18 protein-coding genes are annotated in these 19962 nt (G+C 71.7%); 16 read left to right on the top strand and 2 right to left on the bottom strand.

Annotated elements, in window-relative coordinates:
- Positions 1–8 precede the first annotated feature (8 nt).
- Entirely contained in the window at positions 9–1064 is a 1056-nt protein-coding gene (locus KMS84_RS09530; RefSeq protein WP_256915666.1) for an ABC transporter ATP-binding protein, read from the top strand.
- The gene (locus KMS84_RS09525) at positions 1057–2205 is read left to right on the top strand and encodes an ABC transporter ATP-binding protein (RefSeq protein ID WP_256915665.1); all 1149 of its coding nucleotides are present in this window, start codon (positions 1057–1059) and stop codon (positions 2203–2205) included. The genes KMS84_RS09530 and KMS84_RS09525 overlap by 8 nt, the downstream gene beginning before the upstream one ends.
- Positions 2206–2276: 71 nt before the next feature.
- On the opposite strand, the gene KMS84_RS09520 is transcribed toward KMS84_RS09525, so the two are convergent.
- Entirely contained in the window at positions 2277–2816 is a 540-nt protein-coding gene (locus KMS84_RS09520) for a hypothetical protein (protein WP_256915664.1), read from the bottom strand.
- Between the two features lie 535 nt (positions 2817–3351).
- Here KMS84_RS09520 and KMS84_RS09515 point away from each other — a divergent pair.
- From KMS84_RS09515 to KMS84_RS09490, 6 genes are all read left to right on the top strand, one after another.
- Positions 3352–3642 (top strand): helix-turn-helix domain-containing protein, encoded by a 291-nt coding sequence (locus tag KMS84_RS09515; RefSeq protein WP_256915663.1) that lies wholly within the window; start codon positions 3352–3354, stop codon positions 3640–3642.
- Positions 3643–3936: 294 nt separating this feature from the next.
- Positions 3937–5568, top strand: a complete 1632-nt coding sequence (locus KMS84_RS09510; protein WP_256915662.1) for a peptide ABC transporter substrate-binding protein — start codon at positions 3937–3939, stop codon at positions 5566–5568.
- A gap of 6 nt (positions 5569–5574) precedes the next feature.
- Positions 5575–6498, top strand: a complete 924-nt coding sequence (locus KMS84_RS09505; RefSeq protein WP_256915661.1) for an ABC transporter permease — start codon at positions 5575–5577, stop codon at positions 6496–6498.
- Positions 6491–7510 carry an ABC transporter permease gene (locus KMS84_RS09500; protein ID WP_256915660.1) on the top strand — a complete coding sequence of 340 codons (1020 nt, stop codon included), beginning with the start codon at positions 6491–6493 and terminating at the stop codon, positions 7508–7510. Before KMS84_RS09505 ends, KMS84_RS09500 begins: the two co-directional genes overlap by 8 nt.
- 7 nt (positions 7511–7517) lie before the next feature.
- Entirely contained in the window at positions 7518–8576 is a 1059-nt protein-coding gene (locus tag KMS84_RS09495) for an ABC transporter ATP-binding protein (RefSeq protein WP_256915659.1), read from the top strand.
- A complete protein-coding gene (locus KMS84_RS09490) occupies positions 8569–9609 on the top strand; it encodes an ABC transporter ATP-binding protein (protein WP_256915658.1) in 1041 nt (346 codons plus the stop codon). Before KMS84_RS09495 ends, KMS84_RS09490 begins: the two co-directional genes overlap by 8 nt.
- Before the next feature lie 162 nt (positions 9610–9771).
- Here the strand turns inward: KMS84_RS09490 and KMS84_RS09485 are convergent, their stop codons facing one another.
- Positions 9772–11898: a S9 family peptidase gene (locus tag KMS84_RS09485; protein WP_256915657.1), complete on the bottom strand. Its 2127-nt coding sequence runs from the start codon at positions 11896–11898 to the stop codon at positions 9772–9774.
- Between the two features lie 179 nt (positions 11899–12077).
- Between KMS84_RS09485 and KMS84_RS09480 the strand changes: the two genes are divergently transcribed.
- From KMS84_RS09480 to KMS84_RS09445, 8 genes are all read left to right on the top strand, one after another.
- Positions 12078–12272: a hypothetical protein gene (locus KMS84_RS09480; protein ID WP_256915656.1), complete on the top strand. Its 195-nt coding sequence runs from the start codon at positions 12078–12080 to the stop codon at positions 12270–12272.
- A 204-nt stretch (positions 12273–12476) separates the two neighbouring features.
- Positions 12477–13391 (top strand): N-acetyl-1-D-myo-inositol-2-amino-2-deoxy-alpha-D-glucopyranoside deacetylase, encoded by a 915-nt coding sequence (gene mshB / locus KMS84_RS09475; RefSeq protein WP_256915655.1) that lies wholly within the window; start codon positions 12477–12479, stop codon positions 13389–13391.
- Complete coding sequence (locus KMS84_RS09470) at positions 13391–13801, top strand: DUF6113 family protein (protein WP_256915654.1); 411 nt, start codon at positions 13391–13393, stop codon at positions 13799–13801. Before mshB ends, KMS84_RS09470 begins: the two co-directional genes overlap by 1 nt.
- Positions 13802–13955: 154 nt before the next feature.
- Complete coding sequence (locus tag KMS84_RS09465; RefSeq protein WP_256915653.1) at positions 13956–16367, top strand: hypothetical protein; 2412 nt, start codon at positions 13956–13958, stop codon at positions 16365–16367.
- A 90-nt stretch (positions 16368–16457) separates the two neighbouring features.
- Positions 16458–17372, top strand: a complete 915-nt coding sequence (locus KMS84_RS09460) for an ABC transporter ATP-binding protein (RefSeq protein ID WP_256915652.1) — start codon at positions 16458–16460, stop codon at positions 17370–17372.
- The gene (locus KMS84_RS09455) at positions 17369–18109 is read left to right on the top strand and encodes an ABC transporter permease (protein ID WP_256915651.1); all 741 of its coding nucleotides are present in this window, start codon (positions 17369–17371) and stop codon (positions 18107–18109) included. Before KMS84_RS09460 ends, KMS84_RS09455 begins: the two co-directional genes overlap by 4 nt.
- A gap of 5 nt (positions 18110–18114) precedes the next feature.
- Positions 18115–19311, top strand: a complete 1197-nt coding sequence (locus tag KMS84_RS09450) for a sensor histidine kinase (RefSeq protein ID WP_256915650.1) — start codon at positions 18115–18117, stop codon at positions 19309–19311.
- Complete coding sequence (locus KMS84_RS09445) at positions 19308–19925, top strand: response regulator transcription factor (RefSeq protein ID WP_256915649.1); 618 nt, start codon at positions 19308–19310, stop codon at positions 19923–19925. The genes KMS84_RS09450 and KMS84_RS09445 overlap by 4 nt, the downstream gene beginning before the upstream one ends.
- The last annotated feature ends 37 nt before the right edge of the window (positions 19926–19962 follow it).

Below are 19962 nucleotides of genomic sequence, written 5' to 3'. Positions count from 1 at the left end.
AGGCGTACGTGACCATCATCGACCAGACAGACGCCATCCCGGCTCCGCGTGACGGCGAGAGCACCGGACCGCTTCTCGACGTGCGGGACCTGCACGTCGAGTTCCACACCCGCGAGGGCGTGGTCCGGGCCGTCAACGGAGTCAACTACTCCGTGAACTCCGGCGAGACGCTCGCCGTGCTCGGCGAGTCCGGCTCGGGCAAGTCCGTGACGGCCCAGGCCATCATGGGCATCCTCGACATGCCGCCGGCCCGCATCCCGCAGGGCGAGATCCGCTTCCACGGCCGGGACATGCTCGCCATGTCCGAGGAGGAGCGGCGCAAGATCCGCGGTGCGCGCATCGCGATGATCTTCCAGGACGCGCTGTCCTCGCTCAACCCGGTGCTCAGCGTGGGCTTCCAGCTCGGTGAGATGTTCCGCGTCCACCAGGGCATGTCCCGCAAGGACGCCAAGGCCAAGGCCGTGGAGCTGATGGACCGGGTGAAGATCCCGGCCGCCGCGGCGCGGGTGAGCGACTACCCGCACCAGTTCTCGGGCGGTATGCGCCAGCGCATCATGATCGCGATGGCGCTCGCCCTGGAGCCGGACCTGATCATCGCCGACGAGCCGACCACGGCCCTCGACGTGACCGTCCAGGCCCAGGTGATGGACCTGCTCGCGGAGTTGCAGCGCGAGTACCAGATGGGTCTCATCCTCATCACCCACGACCTCGGTGTGGTCGCGGACGTCGCCGACAAGATCGCGGTGATGTACGCGGGCCGGATCGTGGAGACCGCGCCGGTGCACGAGCTGTACAAGCGCCCCGCCCACCCCTACACGCGCGGTCTGCTCGACTCGATCCCGCGTCTGGACCAGAAGGGCCAGGAGCTCTACGCGATCAGGGGCCTGCCGCCCAACCTGCTGAAGGTGCCGCGTGGCTGCGCCTTCAACCCCCGTTGCGACCGCGCGCAGGACGTGTGCCGCACGGACGTCCCGCCGCTGGTCCAGGTGACCGAGCGGGACGGGACGGCACTGCCCGGCCGCGCCAGCGCGTGCCACTTCTGGAAGGAGACGATCCATGGCTGACACGACCAAGGCCACCGAGCCCGGGGACGCCACGCCCAACGTCTCCCCGCTGGAGGTCGCCGACGTGCACTCGGTGGAGGAGAAGGTCGCCGCCCTCGAAGCGCCCGTCGAGCGCGGCGAGCCGATCCTCCAGGTGCGCAACCTCGTCAAGCACTTCCCGCTGACGCAGGGCATCATCGTCAAGCGCCAGGTCGGCGCGGTGAAGGCCGTCGACGGCGTCTCCTTCGACCTGTACCAGGGCGAGACCCTGGGCATCGTGGGCGAGTCCGGCTGCGGCAAGTCGACCGTCGCCAAGGTTCTGATGAACCTGGAGAAGGCGACGGCCGGCGAGGTCTTCTACAAGGGCCAGGACATCACCAGGCTGTCCGGGCGGGCGCTCAAGGCGGTCCGCCGGAACATCCAGATGATCTTCCAGGACCCGTACACCTCGCTCAACCCGCGCATGACGGTCGGCGACATCATCGGCGAGCCCTTCGACATCCACCCCGAGGTGGCCCCCAAGGGCGACCGGCGGCAGCGCGTGCGCGAGCTGCTGGACGTCGTCGGTCTGAACCCGGAGTACATCAACCGCTACCCGCACCAGTTCTCGGGCGGTCAGCGTCAGCGCATCGGCATCGCCCGCGGCCTGGCGCTCAACCCCGAGGTCATCATCTGCGACGAGCCGGTCTCCGCTCTGGACGTGTCCGTCCAGGCCCAGGTCATCAACCTGATGGAGCGACTCCAGGACGAGTTCAACCTCTCCTACGTCTTCATCGCGCACGACCTGTCGATCGTCCGGCACATCTCGGACCGGGTCGGCGTGATGTACCTCGGCCGGATCGCCGAGATCGGCTCCGACGAGCAGATCTACGAGCACCCGACGCACCCGTACACGCAGGCGCTGCTGTCGGCGGTCCCGGTGCCCGACCCGGACGCCCGTGAGGGCCGCGAGCGGATCATCCTCACCGGTGACGTGCCGTCGCCGGCGAACCCGCCGTCCGGCTGCCGCTTCCGCACCCGCTGCTGGAAGGCCCAGGACAAGTGCGCCGAGGAGACTCCCCTCCTGGCCGTTCCCGAGCGCTTCAAGGGCGTGGACACGCCGGCCGCCCACGAGTCGGCCTGCCACTTCGCCGAGGAGAAGGACGTCGTCCACGCGGGGTGACCCGCCGGGCCGACGCGCCCGCGCACACCAGAGCGGCCCGCCGGGACTCCCGGCGGGCCGCTCTCGTCACGCTACTTCCACTCCAGGCCCCAGACGTTGGCGTTCTTCTTCACCGGGGCGGTGAACCACTTCGCCCACTTCGTGCTCTCGTGGTACTTGCAGTGGCCGTCGTAGTAGTACGTGAACTTCGTGGCCTTGAACTTCTTGGACTCGTGGAACATCGTCATGCGGACCTTGGTCTTGCCCGCCTTGTTCTTCGCCGGAATCGAGTAGGTCCAGCTGTTGGACTTCGACCACGACTTGCCGACGGTCACGCTGAACGACGTGCTCGCCTTGGCGAAGATGACCCCGGCCTCGGCCTCGACGCCCGCGGTGCCGCTGGCGCTCACCGTGGCGGTCGCCGAGTGGTTGTAGGTGAGGTTGCCGCCGAGGTTGTCGTACATCCAGTCGCTGTGCAGGTTGGTCGGCTTGCTCACCGTGGACTTGTTGGTGATGTGGTAGCCGGTTCCCGGGTTCGGCGCGCACGCGGCCGAGGCGGGCGCGGCCACGCCGCCCACGATGCCGCCGGCGACGACGGCGGTGGTGATCAGGGTACTTGCGATCTTCCGCACGTACTTTCCCTTCGAGTGAGTAAGTCGGCAGCCGGCTCGCACCGGGCTGCCTGTGCGCGCTCCAGGCGGTCTCGACGTACTCACCAGAACCCCCGTGAGGATCCCCGCCGGCCTGCCGCGGAGGGCGGCCGGGCGGGTGATCACCGAAGCGCGACGCCAGGATCGGCAGTGTTCCGGCCGCGCACAACCGGCCGGCCGGACCGGCCCGCCCGGCCCGCGGGGCGAGGGCCATTGACACCCGTGACCGCTGCCGGGCAAAGCGTGCAGACGGGAACCCGCAAGGGCGCCGGCACGTGCGATTCGGCGCTTCTGCGCGGTACGTCACCATCACTTCGGCGGCATGTCGTGAGGAAGGTCTCATCGGGGAACGCCATGCGGCGCGCGGTATGACAGGCCCCCCTCAAGTCTTCCCCAAGCCCGGAACCGCCCGTGGGCCGGCGCGGGTCCTGATCGGCAGAGCGTCTCGTGGACCCCTCCCGGCGTGCGCGGGGCGCCGACGGCTGTGACGAACGGGGAGAGTGACGAAGTGTTGGCTGTGACGCATCGCAGAAGGGCCGGAGCCGGCGACCCGGTGCAGGGCGAGTGGCTCGGAAGGCCCTTCGGGGCGGCCGTACGGGCCCGGCGCCTGGAACTGGGGCTGACCCAGGAGCGCCTCGCGGCGCAGGCGGGCATGAGCCAGGGGGCGCTGTCGCGGCTGGAGCACGGCCGCGGGGTTCCCACGCTGCCGTTGCTGGAGCGACTGGCGGCGGCCCTGTCGTCGAACCTGCTGATCTCGCTCTCGCCGCACGGCGCGGTCCACGTGGTCTTCAAGGCGCCGCCCCGCTGACCCGTCCCCGCCGAACCGCTCCCGGACGTCCCGTGCCGCGAAGGCACGGGACGTCCGCGTTCCTCCGGTCCTCCCCCCTGCCTGCCCCGGTTGCGCGCGTGCGCCCGCCGCCACCCGAACGGCTCAGCCGGGTCGTGCGGCGACCGTCCTCCCGGCGCCGACACAACCCGTACGGGTGTGGTGAGGGTGCGTCACCGATGCGATGTGCGGATATTGACTGGCAAAGGATCAGATTCCCGGCGCCGGCGGCACTCCGTCGCTCAGGACAGGCGCGCGGTCAACGAGGAGGCATCCATGCGTGGAGCCACGCACGCCAGGTGGGCCGCAGTGGCGACGGCGGCAGCGCTCACGGCGACGGCCTGCGGGAGCGGGGGGAGCGACAGCGGGAGCAGCGACGGCGGCGCGGTGCTCAGCTCCTCCTGGGGCGACCCGCAGAACCCGCTGGAGCCGGCCAACACCAATGAGGTGCAGGGCGGCAAGGTCCTCGACATGATCTTCCGCAGCCTGAAGAAGTACAACCCGGAGACCGGCGCGGCCGAGGACATGCTGGCCCAGAAGATCGACACCACGGACTCCCAGAACTTCACCATCACCGTCAAGGACGGCTGGACGTTCAGCAACGGCGAGAAGGTCACGGCGAAGTCCTTCGTCGACGCCTGGAACTACGGCGCGAGCCTGAAGAACAACCAGAAGAACGCCTACTTCTTCCAGTACATCGACGGTTACGCCCAGGTGCACCCCGACTCGGGCACGCAGAGCGCCGACACCCTCTCCGGCCTGAAGGTCGTCAACGACAAGACCTTCACCGTCAAGCTCACCCAGAAGTTCTCCACCTTCCCCGACACGCTGGGCTACCCCGCGTTCGCCCCGCTGCCGCAGGCCTTCTTCAGCGACCACGCCGGCTGGCTGAAGAAGCCCGTCGGCAACGGTCCCTACACGATCGACTCGTACACCAAGGGCTCCCAGATGGCCCTGAAGAAGTGGGACGGCTACCCGGGCGACGACAAGGCGCAGAACGGCGGCGTGACCCTGAAGGTCTACACCGACAACAACACCGCCTACACCGACCTGCTGGCCGGCAACCTCGACCTGGTCGACGACGTGCCCGCGGCCCAGCTCAAGAACGTCAAGGCCGACCTCGGCGACCGCTACCTCAACACCCCGGCCGGCATCATCCAGACCCTCGCCTTCCCGTTCTACGACCCGAAGTGGAACACCGCCGGCTCGGCGAAGGTCCGCACCGGCCTGTCCCGCGCCATCGACCGCGACCAGATCACCCAGACGATCTTCCAGAAGACCCGCACCCCCGCCACCGACTGGACCTCCCCGGTGCTCGGCAAGGAGGGCGGCTTCAAGGAGGGGCTCTGCGGGGACGCCTGCGACTACGACCCCGCGGCGGCGAAGCAGCTCATCAAGGAGGGCGGCGGCCTCCCCGGCGGCCAGGTCAAGATCACGTACAACGCGGACACCGGTTCCCACAAGCAGTGGGTCGACGCCGTCTGCAACTCGATCAACAACGCCCTCGACAACGACAAGGCCTGCGTCGGCAACCCGGTCGGCACCTTCGCCGACTTCCGCACCCAGATCGGCGAGCGCAAGATGAGCGGCCCGTTCCGGGCGGGGTGGCAGATGGACTACCCCCTCATCCAGAACTTCCTCCAGCCGCTCTACTACACCAACGCCTCCTCCAACGACGGCAAGTGGTCCAACAAGCAGTTCGACTCGCTCGTCAACCAGGCCAACACCGAGACCGACACCGCCAAGGCCGTCCAGACCTTCCAGCAGGCCGAGGAGGTCGTCCGCGACAACATGGCCGCCATCCCGCTGTGGTACCAGAACGGCAGCGCCGGCTACTCCGAGCGGCTCTCCGACGTCAAGCTCAACCCGTTCTCCGTCCCCGTCTACAACGAGATCAAGGTCGGCTGACCCGCCATGGGCCGGTATGTGATCCGGCGTCTGCTCCAGATGATCCCGGTGTTCATCGGGGCCACGCTGCTGATCTTCCTGATGGTGAACGTGATGGGCGATCCCATCGCCGGCCTGTGCGGCGACCGGCAGTGCGACCCGGCCACCGCCGCCCAGCTCAAGAAGGAGTTCGGCCTCGACAAGCCGGTCTGGCAGCAGTACCTGACCTACATGGGGAACGTCTTCACCGGCGACTTCGGTACGGCGTTCAACGGTCAGCCGGTCACCGAGCTGATGGCGTCGGCGTTCCCCGTCACCATCCGGCTGACGATCGTCGCGATCCTCTTCGAGATCGTCATCGGCATCGCCCTGGGCGTCGTGACGGGCCTGCACCGGGGCCGGCCCGTCGACACCGGGGTGCTGCTGCTCACCCTCGTGGTGATCTCCGTCCCCACCTTCGTCACCGGCCTGCTGCTGCAACTGCTGCTCGGCGTCGAATGGGGCTGGATCAAGCCGTCGGTCTCCACCGACGCGACCTTCGGCGAGCTGATCGTGCCGGGCCTGGTGCTGGCCTCGGTCTCCCTGGCGTACGTCACCCGGCTGACCCGCACCTCCATCGCGGAGAACAAACGGTCCGACTACGTCCGCACGGCCGTCGCCAAGGGGCTGCCCCGGCACCGGGTCGTCACCCGGCACCTGCTGCGCAACTCCCTCATCCCCGTGGTCACCTTCATCGGGACCGACATCGGCGCGCTGATGGGCGGCGCGATCGTCACGGAGCGCATCTTCAACATCCACGGCGTCGGCTTCCAGCTCTACCAGGGCATCCTCCGCCAGAACACCCAGACCGTCGTCGGCTTCGTGACGGTCCTCGTCCTGGTCTTCCTGGTGGCGAACCTGCTCGTCGACCTCCTGTACGCCGTACTCGACCCGAGGATCCGCTATGCCTGAGCCGACGCCGGAGCACCACCTGCCGGGCGCGGGCCGCACCCCCGAGGACGGCGCCATCGCCGACACCGGCATGGGCGGGACGATGGACCTGGCCACGGCGGAGGGGGAGACCCTGGAGCGGGCCCCGGGCGGACCGCCGGGCGACGTGGAGGGGGCGTCGGGCGAGCGGGCCCGCTCGCTGTGGTCCGACGCCTGGCGCGACCTGCGCCGCAACCCGGTCTTCATCATCTCGGGCCTGGTCATCCTCTTCCTGGTCTTCATCTCCCTGTGGCCCGGTTCCATCACCTGGCTGAGCCCCCTCAAGTGCGACCTCGCCAAGGCCCAGGAGGGCTCCCAGCCCGGCCACCCGTTCGGCTTCGACGGCCAGGGCTGCGACGTCTACACCCGCGTCGTCTACGGCGCCCGCACGTCCGTCACGGTCGGCGTGCTGGCCACGCTCGGCGTGGCCCTGCTCGGCGGCGTGCTGGGCGGTCTCGCCGGGTTCTTCGGCGGGGCCGGGGACTCGGTGCTGTCGCGGATCACCGACATCTTCTTCGCCATCCCGGTGGTCCTGGGCGGCCTGGTCCTGCTGTCCGTGGTGACCAGCAACACGGTCTGGCCCGTCATCGGCTTCATGGTGCTGCTCGGCTGGCCGCAGATCTCCCGCATCGCCCGCGGCTCGGTGATCACCGCCAAGCAGAACGACTACGTCCAGGCCGCCCGCGCCCTGGGCGCCTCCAACTCCCGCCTCCTGCTGCGGCACATCACCCCGAACGCGGTCGCCCCCGTCATCGTCGTGGCGACCATCGCGCTCGGCACGTACATCTCGCTGGAGGCGACCCTGTCCTACCTGGGCGTCGGGCTGAAGCCGCCCACCGTGTCCTGGGGCATCGACATCTCCGCCGCCTCCCCCTACATCCGCAACGCCCCGCACGCCCTGCTGTGGCCCTCGGGCGCCCTGGCCCTGACGGTCCTGGCGTTCATCATGCTCGGCGACGCGGTCCGCGACGCCCTCGACCCGAAGCTGAGGTGACGCGCGGATGCTGCTCGAAGTGCGTGATCTGCACGTGGAGTTCCGCACCCGGGACGGGATCGCCCGGGCCGTCAACGGCGTCAGCTACGGCGTGGACGCGGGCGAGACCCTCGCCGTGCTCGGCGAGTCCGGCTCCGGCAAGTCCGTCACCGCCCAGGCGATCATGGGCATCCTCGACATGCCGCCCGGCCGCATCACCGCCGGCGAGATCGTCTTCCGGGGCCGGGATCTGCTCACCCTCAAGGAGGAGGAGCGCCGCAAGGTCCGCGGGGCCGAGATGGCGATGATCTTCCAGGACGCCCTGTCGTCCCTGAACCCCGTGCTGTCGGTCGGCGACCAGCTCGGCGAGATGTTCGTCGTGCACCGCGGCATGTCGAGGAAGGACGCGCGCGCCAAGGCCGTCGAGCTGATGGACCGGGTCCGGATCCCGGCCGCCCGCGAACGCGTCCGGGACTACCCGCACCAGTTCTCCGGCGGCATGCGCCAGCGCATCATGATCGCGATGGCGATGGCCCTGGAACCGGCGCTCATCATCGCCGACGAGCCCACCACGGCCCTGGACGTCACGGTCCAGGCCCAGGTCATGGACCTGCTCGCGGAACTTCAGCGCGAGTACCACATGGGCCTGATCCTCATCACCCACGACCTGGGCGTGGTCGCGGACGTCGCCGACCGCATCGCCGTGATGTACGCGGGCCGGATCGTGGAGTCCGCCCCGGTCCACGACATCTACAAGGCCCCGGCCCACCCGTACACCCGCGGCCTGCTCGACTCGATCCCGCGCCTGGACCAGAAGGGCCAGGAGCTCTACGCCATCAAGGGCCTGCCGCCCAACCTGATGAACATCCCGCCGGGCTGCGCCTTCCATCCGCGCTGCCCGATGGCCCAGGACGTGTGCCGCGCGGACGTGCCGCCGCTGTACGAGGTCACCGGGGTCTCCGGGGCCGCGGGGCCCGCGGGGGTCACCGGGGCCGCGGGGGTCGCCGGGACGGTCGTCGGCGGCGCCGGAGCCGCCCCCGACCGCACGAGCGCGTGCCACTTCTGGAGGGAGTGCCTGCATGGCTGAGCCGATTCTGGAGATCAGCGGGCTGCACAAGCACTACCCGCTGACACGGGGGATCGTCTTCCGCAAACACGTCGGCTCGGTGAAGGCCGTCGACGGCGTGGACTTCACGCTCTCCCGGGGCGAGACCCTGGGCATCGTGGGGGAGTCCGGCTGCGGCAAGTCGACCGTCGCCAAGATGCTGGTCAACCTGGAGCGGCCGACGCAGGGGCAGATCCGCTACAAGGGCGAGGACGTCACCAGGCTGTCGGGGCGGGCCCTGAAGGCCGTCCGGCGCAACATCCAGATGGTGTTCCAGGACCCGTACACCTCGCTCAACCCGCGGATGACGGTCGGCGACATCATCGGGGAGCCGTACGAGATCCATCCCGAGGTGGCGCCCAAGGGCGACCGGCGTCGCAAGGTCCAGGACCTGCTGGACGTCGTCGGGCTCAACCCCGAGTACATCAACCGCTATCCGCACCAGTTCTCCGGCGGCCAGCGCCAGCGCATCGGCATCGCGCGCGGGCTGGCCCTGCGCCCGGAGGTCATCGTCGCCGACGAGCCGGTGTCCGCGCTGGACGTGTCGGTCCAGGCGCAGGTCATCAACCTGATGGACCGGCTACAGAGCGAGTTCGACCTGTCCTACCTGTTCATCGCGCACGACCTGTCGATCGTCCGGCACATCTCGGACCGGGTCGGGGTGATGTACCTCGGCCGGATCGTCGAGATCGGCCGCGACGCGGAGATCTACGACCACCCCACGCACCCCTACACCCAGGCCCTGCTGTCCGCGGTCCCGCTGCCCGACCCGCGGGCGCGCGAGCACCGGGAGCGGATCATCCTCACGGGCGACGTGCCGTCCCCGACGAACATCCCCTCCGGCTGCCGCTTCCGCACCCGCTGCTGGAAGGCGCAGGAGCGCTGTGCGCTGGAGGTGCCGACGCTGGCCGTCCCGGCGCGGTTCAGCCACGCCACCGGCCCCGAGGCGCACGCCTCGGCCTGCCATTTCGCCGAGGAGAAACAGGTGGTCCCGCCGGAGGAGCCGAAGGGCTGACGGGCCCGCGCACCTGTGCTTTCGCCCCGCAACCGCGTTAACACACAGGCAACTTGGACGACCCTGTTCCGATATACGGACGCGTCAGGCTGGACAGCGTACGGCCGTGCGGGTGCCGTGAACGGGCCGGGGCGCATCACGCGCCCCGGCCCGTTGCCCGTGTCAGGGCCGGGCGAGTCCCAGGGAGCGGCGCAGGAAGTCCAGCTGAAGGCGCAGGAGGTTCTCGGCGACCTGTTCCTGCGGGGTCATGTGGGTCACCCCGGACAGGGGCAGCACCTCGTGCGGCCGGCCGGCGGCCAGCAGCGCCGAGGACAGCCGCAGCGAGTGGGCGACCACCACGTTGTCGTCCGCCAGACCGTGGACGATCAGCATCGGACGGGCCGGCTCGACGGCGTCCACCAGGCCCTCGTCGTCGATCAGCGAGTTGCGCCGGTAGACCTCGGGGTGTTCTCCGGGGTGGCCGAGGTAGCGCTCCTGGTAGTGGGTGTCGTACAAGCGCAGGTCGGTGACCGGGGCGCCGACCACCGCCGCGTGGAAGACGTCGGGCCGGCGCAGCGCCGCGAGGGCGGCCAGGTAGCCGCCGAAGGACCAGCCGCGCACGGCGACCCGGCCCAGGTCGAGCGGGAAGCGTCCGGCGAGCGCGTGCAGGGCGTCCACCTGGTCCTGAAGGGTGACGGCGGCGACCTCGTCCTTGATCGCCTTCTCCCACGCGGGGGAGCGGCCCGGAGTTCCCCGGCCGTCGGCGACGATCACCGCGAAGCCCTGGTCGGCGAACCACTGCGAGGTCAGGTGCGCGTTGTGCGCGGCGAGCACCCGTTGTCCGTGGGGCCCGCCGTAGGGGTCCATGAGGACCGGCAGGGGGGTGTCACCGCGGTAGTCCGTCGGCATGAGCACGGCGCACGGGATGCGTCGTGCGCCCCCTTCGAGGAACGTCACGCGGGGGGACAGGCCGGGATCCTCCGCGCGGGAGCGGACGGTCGTCGCCTGCTTTCCCTCGCGCAGCACCCGCGCCACGCTCCCCGGCCGGTCCGGCGTGGCCGACACCAGGACGGTCACCGGGCCCGAGCGCACCGCCGAGTGCACCCCGGGCTCCTGGGAGAGACGCTCCACGCCGAGCTCGTTGACCCGGTAGACGTGCACCTCGCCGATTTCCGGCGCGCTCGCGTCCTCGCCCGCCGAAGCCGCGACCAGCACGTCGTCGGCCGTCACGTCGAGCACCGCGCGCACGTGCAACTGGGCTCCGGTGAGCGGGCGTTCGCCCACCGCGAGCACCCGCGCCCCGCCCTCGTCCGCGATCCGGACCAGCTGCCCGGAGGGGCTCCAGCACGGCACTCCGGGGAAAAGTTCCAGCCAAATCCGATCTTCGTCGGCATGCACCATCCGGGTCGTCCCGGTCTCGGTGTCGACCGCCAGGAACAGCTGACTGCGCTGGTCGCGCGCCTGTACCAGGAGCAGGGGCGCCCCCGCCCCTGACCAGTGCACTCGCGCCAGATACGGGTAGCGCGACCGGTCCCAGGAGACCTCCGTGCGCACCCCGTCGAGCCCGAACACGAACAGCCGCACCTCCGCGTTGGCCGTCCCGGCAGCCGGATAGGGCACGTGTTGTGGGTCACGTTTCGGCTGGGCCGGGTCCGAGATCCACCACCGCTCCACCGGCGTGTCGTCCACCCTCGCCACCAGCAGCCGGTCCGACTCCGGAGACCACCAGAAGCCGCGCCCGCGACCCATCTCCTCGGCCGCGATGAACTCGGCCAATCCGTAGGAAACCGTCTCCGATTCGGGCTCGGCCACCACCCGGTCGTCCTCGCCCCCGGCGCCCACCACCCGCAGCGCGCCGCCCGCGACATAGGCGACGAGCCGCCCGTCGGGGGAGGGCCGGGGGTCGACGACCGGCCCGGCGACGGGCAGTTCGGCGGTCGTCCCGGTCCGCAGCCCGGCCGTGAAAAGCCGCCCCGACAAGGCGAAAGACGCCAGCTCGACGGCCTCGTCGGTGGCATAGCCGACGATGCCGGCGCCGCCCTCGCGGCTGCGTTCGCGGCGGGCCCGCTCCTGCGGCGAGAGGTCCTCCGAGGCGCCGCCGAGCAGCGCGCCCGGGTCCGCGGCGAGGCGTTCGGCGCCGTCGGCCGGATCGAGGACCCACAGCGCGCCCGAACGGTCCGTGCCGGAGCCGGACCGCAGGAACACGACCCGGGAGCCGTCGGGGGCCACCGTGAACGAACGCGGCGCGCCGAGGGTGAAACGCTGGGTGCGGGCGTGCCTGCGGGGGAAGGAGTCGGAGTCGGTCGTCATCCCCCGACCATATTGGCCATGCTCCCCCCTTGTGCGGCTGTGCGCCGAGAGATGCGCGCCCACACATAGTTATGATCACTAGCGCTGTGTGGGTATGAACCTGCTGGCCGATGTATGGATTTACCAGTTCCCTCGATCTGTTGTCCCCCACGTTCCCGGGTCCTTGGAGGTGAGCCGCCGTGGCACTCTCGATTTCGGCGGTGGTGCTGCTGGCGATCGTCGTCTTCCTGCTGGTCAAGAAGTCGGGGCTGAAGGGCGGTCACGCTGTCGTCTGCATCCTGCTCGGCTTCTATCTGGCCTCCTCGACGGTCGCGCCCACGATCAGCGATCTGACGACGAGCGTGGCGAGCGTGATCGGCAGCATCAAGTTCTGACGCGTGGCCGTGGGCGGGCCCGGCCGGTTCACCGGCCGGAGCCCGCCGCACGGCTGCCGTTCTCCGCGCCCGCCGAGGCCGACGCGGGAGCGGCTCACGTGAGCGGTCACCGCGCCGTCCGCGGGGGCGATCCCGACCCGACGGGGGTGACGGACCGGCGGGGAGGTGGCGGTGGCTGGCGGCACGCCTCGTAGGGTTGGTCCCATGACGGAACTGCCCTCCCCCGATCTCCGGCCGGGGGGACACCCGGCGCGCGCCGCGCGGCGTCTGCTGCTGGTGCACGCGCACCCGGACGACGAGTCGATCAACAACGGCGCGACCATGGCCAGGTACGCGGCCGAGGGCGTCCACGTGACCCTGGTCACCTGCACCCTCGGCGAGCGCGGCGAGGTCATCCCGCCGCGGCTGCGCGAGCTGACCGGCGCGGCTCTCGGGGAGCACCGCAGAGGGGAGCTCGCCGCCGCCATGGCCGCACTCGGCGTCGCCGACTTCCGGCTGCTCGGCGGAGCCGGCCGCTACGGCGACTCCGGGATGATGGGCCTGTCCGACAACGACGACCCCACCTGCTTCTGGCAGGCCGACGTCGACACCGCGGCCGCCTCCCTCCGCGAGGTGATCCTGGAGGTGCGCCCCCAGGTCCTCGTCACCTACGACGACGACGGCGGCTACGGCCACCCCGACCACATCCAGGCCCACCGCGTCGCGATGCGGGCCGTGGAGCTGGCCGGGGCCGCGGGGTGGAGCGTGCCCAAGGTGTACTGGAACCGCGTCCCGCGCTCCGTCGCCGACGACGCCTTCGCCCGTCTGCGCGACGAGCTGCCGGCCCTGCCCTTCGCCCGCAGCGCCGCCGTCCGCGACGTGCCGGGCCTCGTGGACGACGACCGCGTCACCGCCGAGATCGAGGGCGCGGGCGCCCCCGCCGCCGCCAAGGCCGCCGCGATGCGGGCGCACGCCACCCAGATCGAGGTCGCGCCCGGCGACCGGTACTTCGCCCTGTCCAACGACCTCGCCCAGCCCCTCTTCACGACCGAGTACTACGAGCTCGTGCGCGGGAAGGCCGCCGGGAAGAGGGAGGACGACCTGTTCGCCGGCGTCGACGACATGGCGGGGGCGCTCTGATGTCCGACCGTGGCTCGATGCTCGCCCAGCCGCTGCGGATGCCCTCCGCCGGACGGCTGGTGTGCTATGCGGGGCTCGTGCTGCTCGGGGCGCTCGTCGCCCTCGCCGGCGCACTCGTCCAGGCCGGCTGGTTCCCCGGCGGTCTGCTCCTCGCGCTCGCGGGCGCGGCCGGACTGTTCGTCGGCGGCGCGCGGGCCCTCGCCTCCCGTGCCGGGGCCGTGGCGCCCGCCGCCGGCTGGGTGATCACCGTCGTGCTGTGCACCGCGGGCCGCCCCGAGGGGGATTTCCTGTTCGGCGCGGGAGGCGGCTCGTATCTCTTCCTGCTCGGCGGCATGGCACTTGCTGTGATCTGCGCCACCATTGGTTTGGGGCGGCAACCGGTCGGCGACGACGTCCGACTTGGGAAGTGACGTACCACTTCACCGCGGCCCGCCGGTGGGAGTCCCGTGTGGGTTTCCCCGACGGTCGTGGGATACGGGCCAGAAGTGGCCAGTATGGTGGTGCGCGCCGCCGAGCTGCCCGTGAGGTCGTGGCGGGCGGCGGAGCCAACCTGGAGAACCTGCCTTGAGTCGTGAAACTGACAGTCCGTCCTCCGGGCCCAACGGGTCCAACGGGCGCGGCGGAGCCGCATACCCCTCGGGCACGCCGCCGTACGGCACCCCCGTGGTGTCCGACGGCGGCGCCGACGTGGGCCGTTCGGCCGCGCGGCCGGAGGAACGCAAGACCGAGACGACGCTGACGACGCGGATCCGCATCAACATCCCCGGATCGCGGCCCATTCCGCCGGTCGTCGTGCGCACCCCCGTCGGCGAGGCCGACCAGGCGGGCGACGACGGACCGGGCGGCAAGGCCGACGCGCGGCAGGCGGCGCCCGCGGGCGCCGCCGGCCCGAACTCGTCCGACACCGGTTCGTTCGAGCTGCCCGCCGACCCCGCGGCCGGCGCCGAGGACAAGACGAGCGACTGGTTCGCGCCACGCAAGTCCGGCCCCGCCAAGGGCGGTCAGGGCGGCGGCGGGACCAACGGCGCGGGACTGCCGGGCGGTTCGGCCGCCGGGCCGCGCGCCGCCGGGGGCGGGCGGCCCGGCGGAGTGGTCGGCTCCATGAGCGTGCCCGGCGGCGCCCGCCCCGGCGGGACCAACGGCGCCGGGCTGCCCGGCGCGACGGGCGGCCCCGTGGCTCCGGGACACGGCGGCGGCACGGGCTCCTTCGACGTGACCGAGGCGCTGGCCGCGGGCCCGCACGGCAACGGCCCGCGCCCCGGCCAGGGGCCCGGCCAGGGCCGCACGCAGGGCCAGGGCGGCGCCGCCGACCCGAGCCGCGACGACCTGCCCTACTTCTCCGGCACCGGCCAGAACGGCCTGCCCGCCGCGAACGGCGGCCCTGCCGGCCCGAACGCCGGCCTGCCTGGCCTTCCCGGCCCCAACGGCACGCCCGGCGGTCCGCAGGGCCTGCCCGGCGGCCCGGGCGCTCAGGCGGGCCTCCCGGCCGGCCCCGGCGGCTCCTACGACTTCAACGGCCCCGACGGGCCGGCCGGTCCCGGCGGCCCGGGCGGCCCCCAGGGCGGTCCCGCCGGCCCGACGACCGGTCCGGTCACCGGCGACGGCCCGATGGTGCCCCCGATGAACGCCGGCGCCCCCGGCGCTCCCGGCGGTCCCGGAGCCCCCGGTGGCCCCGGCGCTCGTCCCGGCGCTCCCGGCGGTCCGCGGACGGCCGCTCCCGGCGTCGGCGCCGGTGTGGGCGTCGGCCGGCTGCCCGGCGGAGGACTCAGCGACGACACCGCGATCCTCACCCCGCAAAAGCCCGCCCCCGGGCCGGGCGCGGGCGGCTACGGCGGCCGACCGGCCGACAACGTCTCCGGGCACACCGTCACCAGCGGCATCCCCGTCGTCCCGGCCGGCGGCCAGGGCGGCCCGGGCGGGCCCTTCGCGGGCGCCGCGCCCGCCGACGGACCGCTGCCGCACACCCCGCCCAAGGCGCCGGAGCGCAGCGGGCAGAGCCCCTCCACGGGCGATTCCAAGAAGCAGAAAAAGAAGAAGGGCCGCAGCAAGCTCCCGCTCCTCGGCGGCCTGGTGGTCGTCGCGGGCGTCGGCCTCTACGGCGCCGGCCTGCTGATGAACCACTCGGACGTGCCCAAGGGCACCACCGTCCTCGGCGTCGACATCGGCGGCGGCACCCGCGACGACGCCGTCAAGAAGCTCGACGACGCCTTCGGCAAGCGGGTCGCCCAGCCGCTGAAGCTGTCCGTCGACGGCGGTTCCGTCACCCTCAAGCCGGACCAGGCGGGCCTGCAGTTCGACATCCCGGCCACCGTCGACGACGCCGCCCAGAGCGACTACAACCCCGTCTCCGTGGTCGGTTCGCTGTTCGGGCAGCACCGCGTGGTCGAGCCCGAGATGCCGGTCGACGAGGAGAAGTTGCAGGCCGCTCTGCAGAGCGCGGCGGGCGGCTCCGGCTCGGCCGCCGACGGCACCATCAAGTTCGAGTCCGGCAAGGCCGTCCCCGTCTACGGCAAGGCCGGCAAGGGCATCGACGCGGCCAAGGCCCAGGACGCCGTCGTGGCGGCCTACCGCACCCAGGTCGAGACCGGCTCGGCGTCCGGCGTGAAGGTGCCGACGACCACCCGGCAGCCGACGGTGTCCGACGCCGAGGTCGACCGCATGATGAAGGAGTTCGCCGAACCGGCGATGTCCGGCAAGGTCACCGTCATGACCGACGCCGCGCACGCGGTCTCCTTCAGCCCGAAGAACTCCCTGTGGAAGTTCCTCCAGGTCAAGGCGGTCAACGGCAAGCTCGTCGAGAGCTACGACCAGGCGGCGCTGAAGGAGCTGTACGGCGGCACCTTCAACGGCGTGCTGATCACCCGCGGCACCGGCCAGAAGACGGCCGTCACCGTCCAGGACGTCATCGGCGCGCTGCGTCCCGCCCTCAAGAGCGAGACGAACCGGACCGGGGTCATCGACACCGACCCGAGCTGACGCACCGGCGGTGCCGCATGACATCTGTCATGCGGCACCGCGGACGTCCGACACTGCCGCCCCCGCCGCCGTCCGCGCGACGATTCCGTCATGACGACGCAGACAGCACCGGTGGTCGGGTTCGACCAGGTGAGCAAGAGCTTCGGGGACGTGCGGGCCGTGGACGGCCTGACGCTCTCGCTGCGCCCGGGGGAGACCGTGGCGCTGCTGGGCCCCAACGGGGCGGGCAAGTCCACCACCCTCGACCTCCTCCTCGGCCTCAAGCAGCCCGACAGCGGCGCCGTGCGCGTCTTCGGGCTCACCGCGCGCGAGGCGATCGTCGCCGGCCGGGTGGGCGCGATGCTCCAGAGCGGCGGGCTGATGGACGAGGTCACCGTCGCCGAGATCGTCGGCCTTGCCTGCGCCCTGCACCCCAAGCCGTACAAGGCCTCCGACGTGATGGCCCGCGCGGGCATCGCCCAGATCGCGTCCCGCAAGGTGAACAAGCTCTCCGGCGGCCAGGCCCAGCGGGTGCGGTTCGCGCTCGCCACCGCGGGCGACAGCGACCTGATCGTCCTGGACGAGCCCACCACCGGCATGGACGTCACCGCCCGCCAGGCCTTCTGGGCCACCATGCGCGAGCAGGCCGACCAGGGCCGCACCGTCCTGTTCGCCACGCACTACCTGGAGGAGGCCGACGCCATAGCCGACCGGGTGCTGGTCCTGCACCGGGGCCGGCTGCTGGCCGACGGCACGGCGGCCGAGATCAAGGCGAAGGCGGGCGCGCGGCGGATCGCCTTCGACCTCGAGGGCGACATCGACGAACGGGCCCTGCGCGAGCTGCCCTTCCTGACCGCCGTCGACGTGTCCGGGCACACCGTGCGCATCCAGTCCGCCGACGCCGACGCCACCGTCCACGCGCTGTACGGGCTCGGCGTCTACCCCCGCAACCTCGAAGTCGCCGGGCTCGGTCTGGAGCAGGCCTTCGTCGCCATCACCGCCGCCGAGGAGGCGAAGACCAAGTGAACAGCCTGATCAAGCTGGAGCTCGCCCGCGCCCTGCGCAACCGCAAGTTCCTGTTCTTCTCGGTGATCTACCCGTCGGTGCTGTTCCTGCTGATCTCCAGCACCTCCGACACCACCACGAAGGTCGACGGGACGGGCCTGACCCTGCCGACGTACATGATGGTCTCGATGGCCTCCTTCGGCGCGCTCACGGCCGTCCTGATGGGCAACAGCGAGCGCATCGCCAAGGAGCGCGAGAACGGCTGGGTGCGGCAGCTGCGGCTGACCACGCTCCCGGGCCGCGGCTACGTCCTCGCCAAGACCGCCAGCGCGGCCGTGGTGAGCCTCCCGTCCATCGTCGTGGTGTTCGTGTGCGCCGCGACCCTGAAGGACGTCCGGCTGGACGCCTGGCAGTGGGGCGCCCTCACCGCCGCGATCTGGGCCGGCAGCCTCGTCTTCGCCGCCCTGGGCGTGGCGATCGGCTACCTCGCCGACGGCGACGCCGTCCGCCCGATCACGATGATCACCTACTTCGGCCTGTCGATCCTCGGCGGTCTGTGGTGGCCCACGGCCACCTTCCCGGCCTGGCTGCGCGACATAGCCGAGTGGGCCCCGACCCACGCGTACGCTGCCCTGGGGCAGGCCATCGAGCAGAGCCAGGCCCCGCACGCCAAGGACATCGCCATCCTGGTCGTCTTCTTCGCCCTGTTCACGGGTGGTGCGGCCTGGCTGTACCGGAAGGACACGCTGAAGGCGTGAGCGTCATGACCCCAGACCAGTCGAACGAGTCCCGGCGGGAGCCCAATATCCTGCCGGGCGGTCCGGCCCGCAACCGGCGCGAGCTGTGGCGGCGCAAGCTGCTGTGGATCGGCGTCTGGCTGGTGTTCCTCAGCTCGCCGGTCCACGACCTCGTCTCCGGGAACCACGGCGCCGGCGCGACCGCGGCCGGCTGGCTGGGCCTGGCGGTGTTCGTCTCCCTCTATCTCGCCCTGCTGTTCCGCAACATGGGGGACGCGCCCTTCGTCTCCACGCTGGTCGGCGCCCTCATCGGCTCCATGGCGGTCCTCGCCACCGTGCTGAGCCTGACCATGGGCTCCGCCTGGCTCGGCCTGTACTGCTACGTCTCGGTGGCCTGCGGGAGCGTGCTCCCGATGCGGGCGGCGTTCTGGACCATCCCGGGCACGGGCGCGGTGTTGCTCCTCGTGGGTCTGCGCTCCGACGAGGAGGAGGCGCTCAACCTCCTGCTGCTGGTCCTGCTCATCGGGTTCGCGATGACCGGGGTGAGCCAACTGGTCCGCACGACGGTCGAGCTGCGCAAGGCGCGGGCGACGGTCGCCCAACTGGCCGCCAACGAGGAGCGGCTGCGGCTGGCCCGGGACCTGCACGACCTGCTCGGCCACTCGCTGTCCCTCATCACGCTCAAGAGCGAGCTGGCGGGCCGCATGCTCCCCGACCACCCCGACAAGGCCGCCCGGCAGGTCGCGGACATCGAACAGGTCAGCCGCCAGGCCCTGGTGGACGTCCGGGAGGCCGTCACCGGCTACCGGCGCCCCCGGCTGGCGTCCGAACTGGCGGGCGCCGAGGTGGCGTTGACGGCAGCGGGGGTCGTCGCCGCGATACCGGCGGAACCGGACCTGGACGGCGTTCCCGAGGAGAGCGAGTCCGCGCTCGCCTGGGCGCTGCGCGAGGCGATCACCAACGTCGTGCGGCACAGCGGCGCGACCCGCTGCGCGGTGGACGTCGTCCGGCGGCAGACCCTCGACGGCCCGGTCGTCGAACTCCGCGTCGAGGACGACGGGTCGGGCGGCTCCGGCAAGGGTCCCGGCAACGGCCTCACCGGTCTGACCGAGCGTCTGGAGAAGGCGAGCGGCGCCCTGGAGGCGGTCCGTCTGAAGAAGGGCTTCCGGCTGACCGCCCGGGTCCCGGCCGGCCCGGCGCCGGACATAGGATCCCGCACATGAGTGGTGGCATGATCAAAGTCCTGCTGGCCGAGGACCAGTCCATGGTCCGCGAGGCTCTGGCGGCCCTGCTCGGCCTGGAGGACGACATCGAGGTGGTCGCCCAGGTGGCGCGCGGCGACGAGGTCCTCGCCGCCGCCCGGGCCCACGACGTCGACGTGGCCCTCCTCGACATAGAGATGCCGGGCGCGACGGGCATCGAAGCCGCCGGGCAGCTCCACCGCGAGTTCCCGGGGCTGAAGCTGGTCGTCCTGACCACGTTCGGCCGTCCCGGCTACCTGCGCAGCGCGATGGAGGCGGGCGCCGACGCGTTCCTCGTCAAGGACGCACCGGCCGCCCAGCTCGCCCAGGCGGTCCGCAAGGTCCTCGCGGGCGAACGGGTCATCGATCCCACGCTCGCGGCGGCGGCCCTCGCGGAGGGCGCCAACCCGCTGACCGACCGCGAACGCGAGGTCCTGCGGGCGGCGGCCGACGGCTCGACCAACGCCGAGCTCGCCGCCGCCCTGCACCTGTCCCAGGGCACGGTGCGCAACTACCTGTCGACGGCGATCCAGAAGCTCGCCGTGCGCAACCGGGCGGAGGCGGTCCGCATCGCCCGGGAGAAGGGCTGGCTGTGACGTCCGGGCCGCGACCGGCGTGACCGGCCGGGCCGGG

The sequence above is a fragment of the Streptomyces hilarionis genome (assembly GCF_024539675.1).
Lineage (GTDB): Bacteria > Actinomycetota > Actinomycetes > Streptomycetales > Streptomycetaceae > Streptomyces > Streptomyces hilarionis.
Note: the sequence above shows the minus strand (reverse complement) of the source record. Positions and strands in the feature narration are given on the sequence as shown.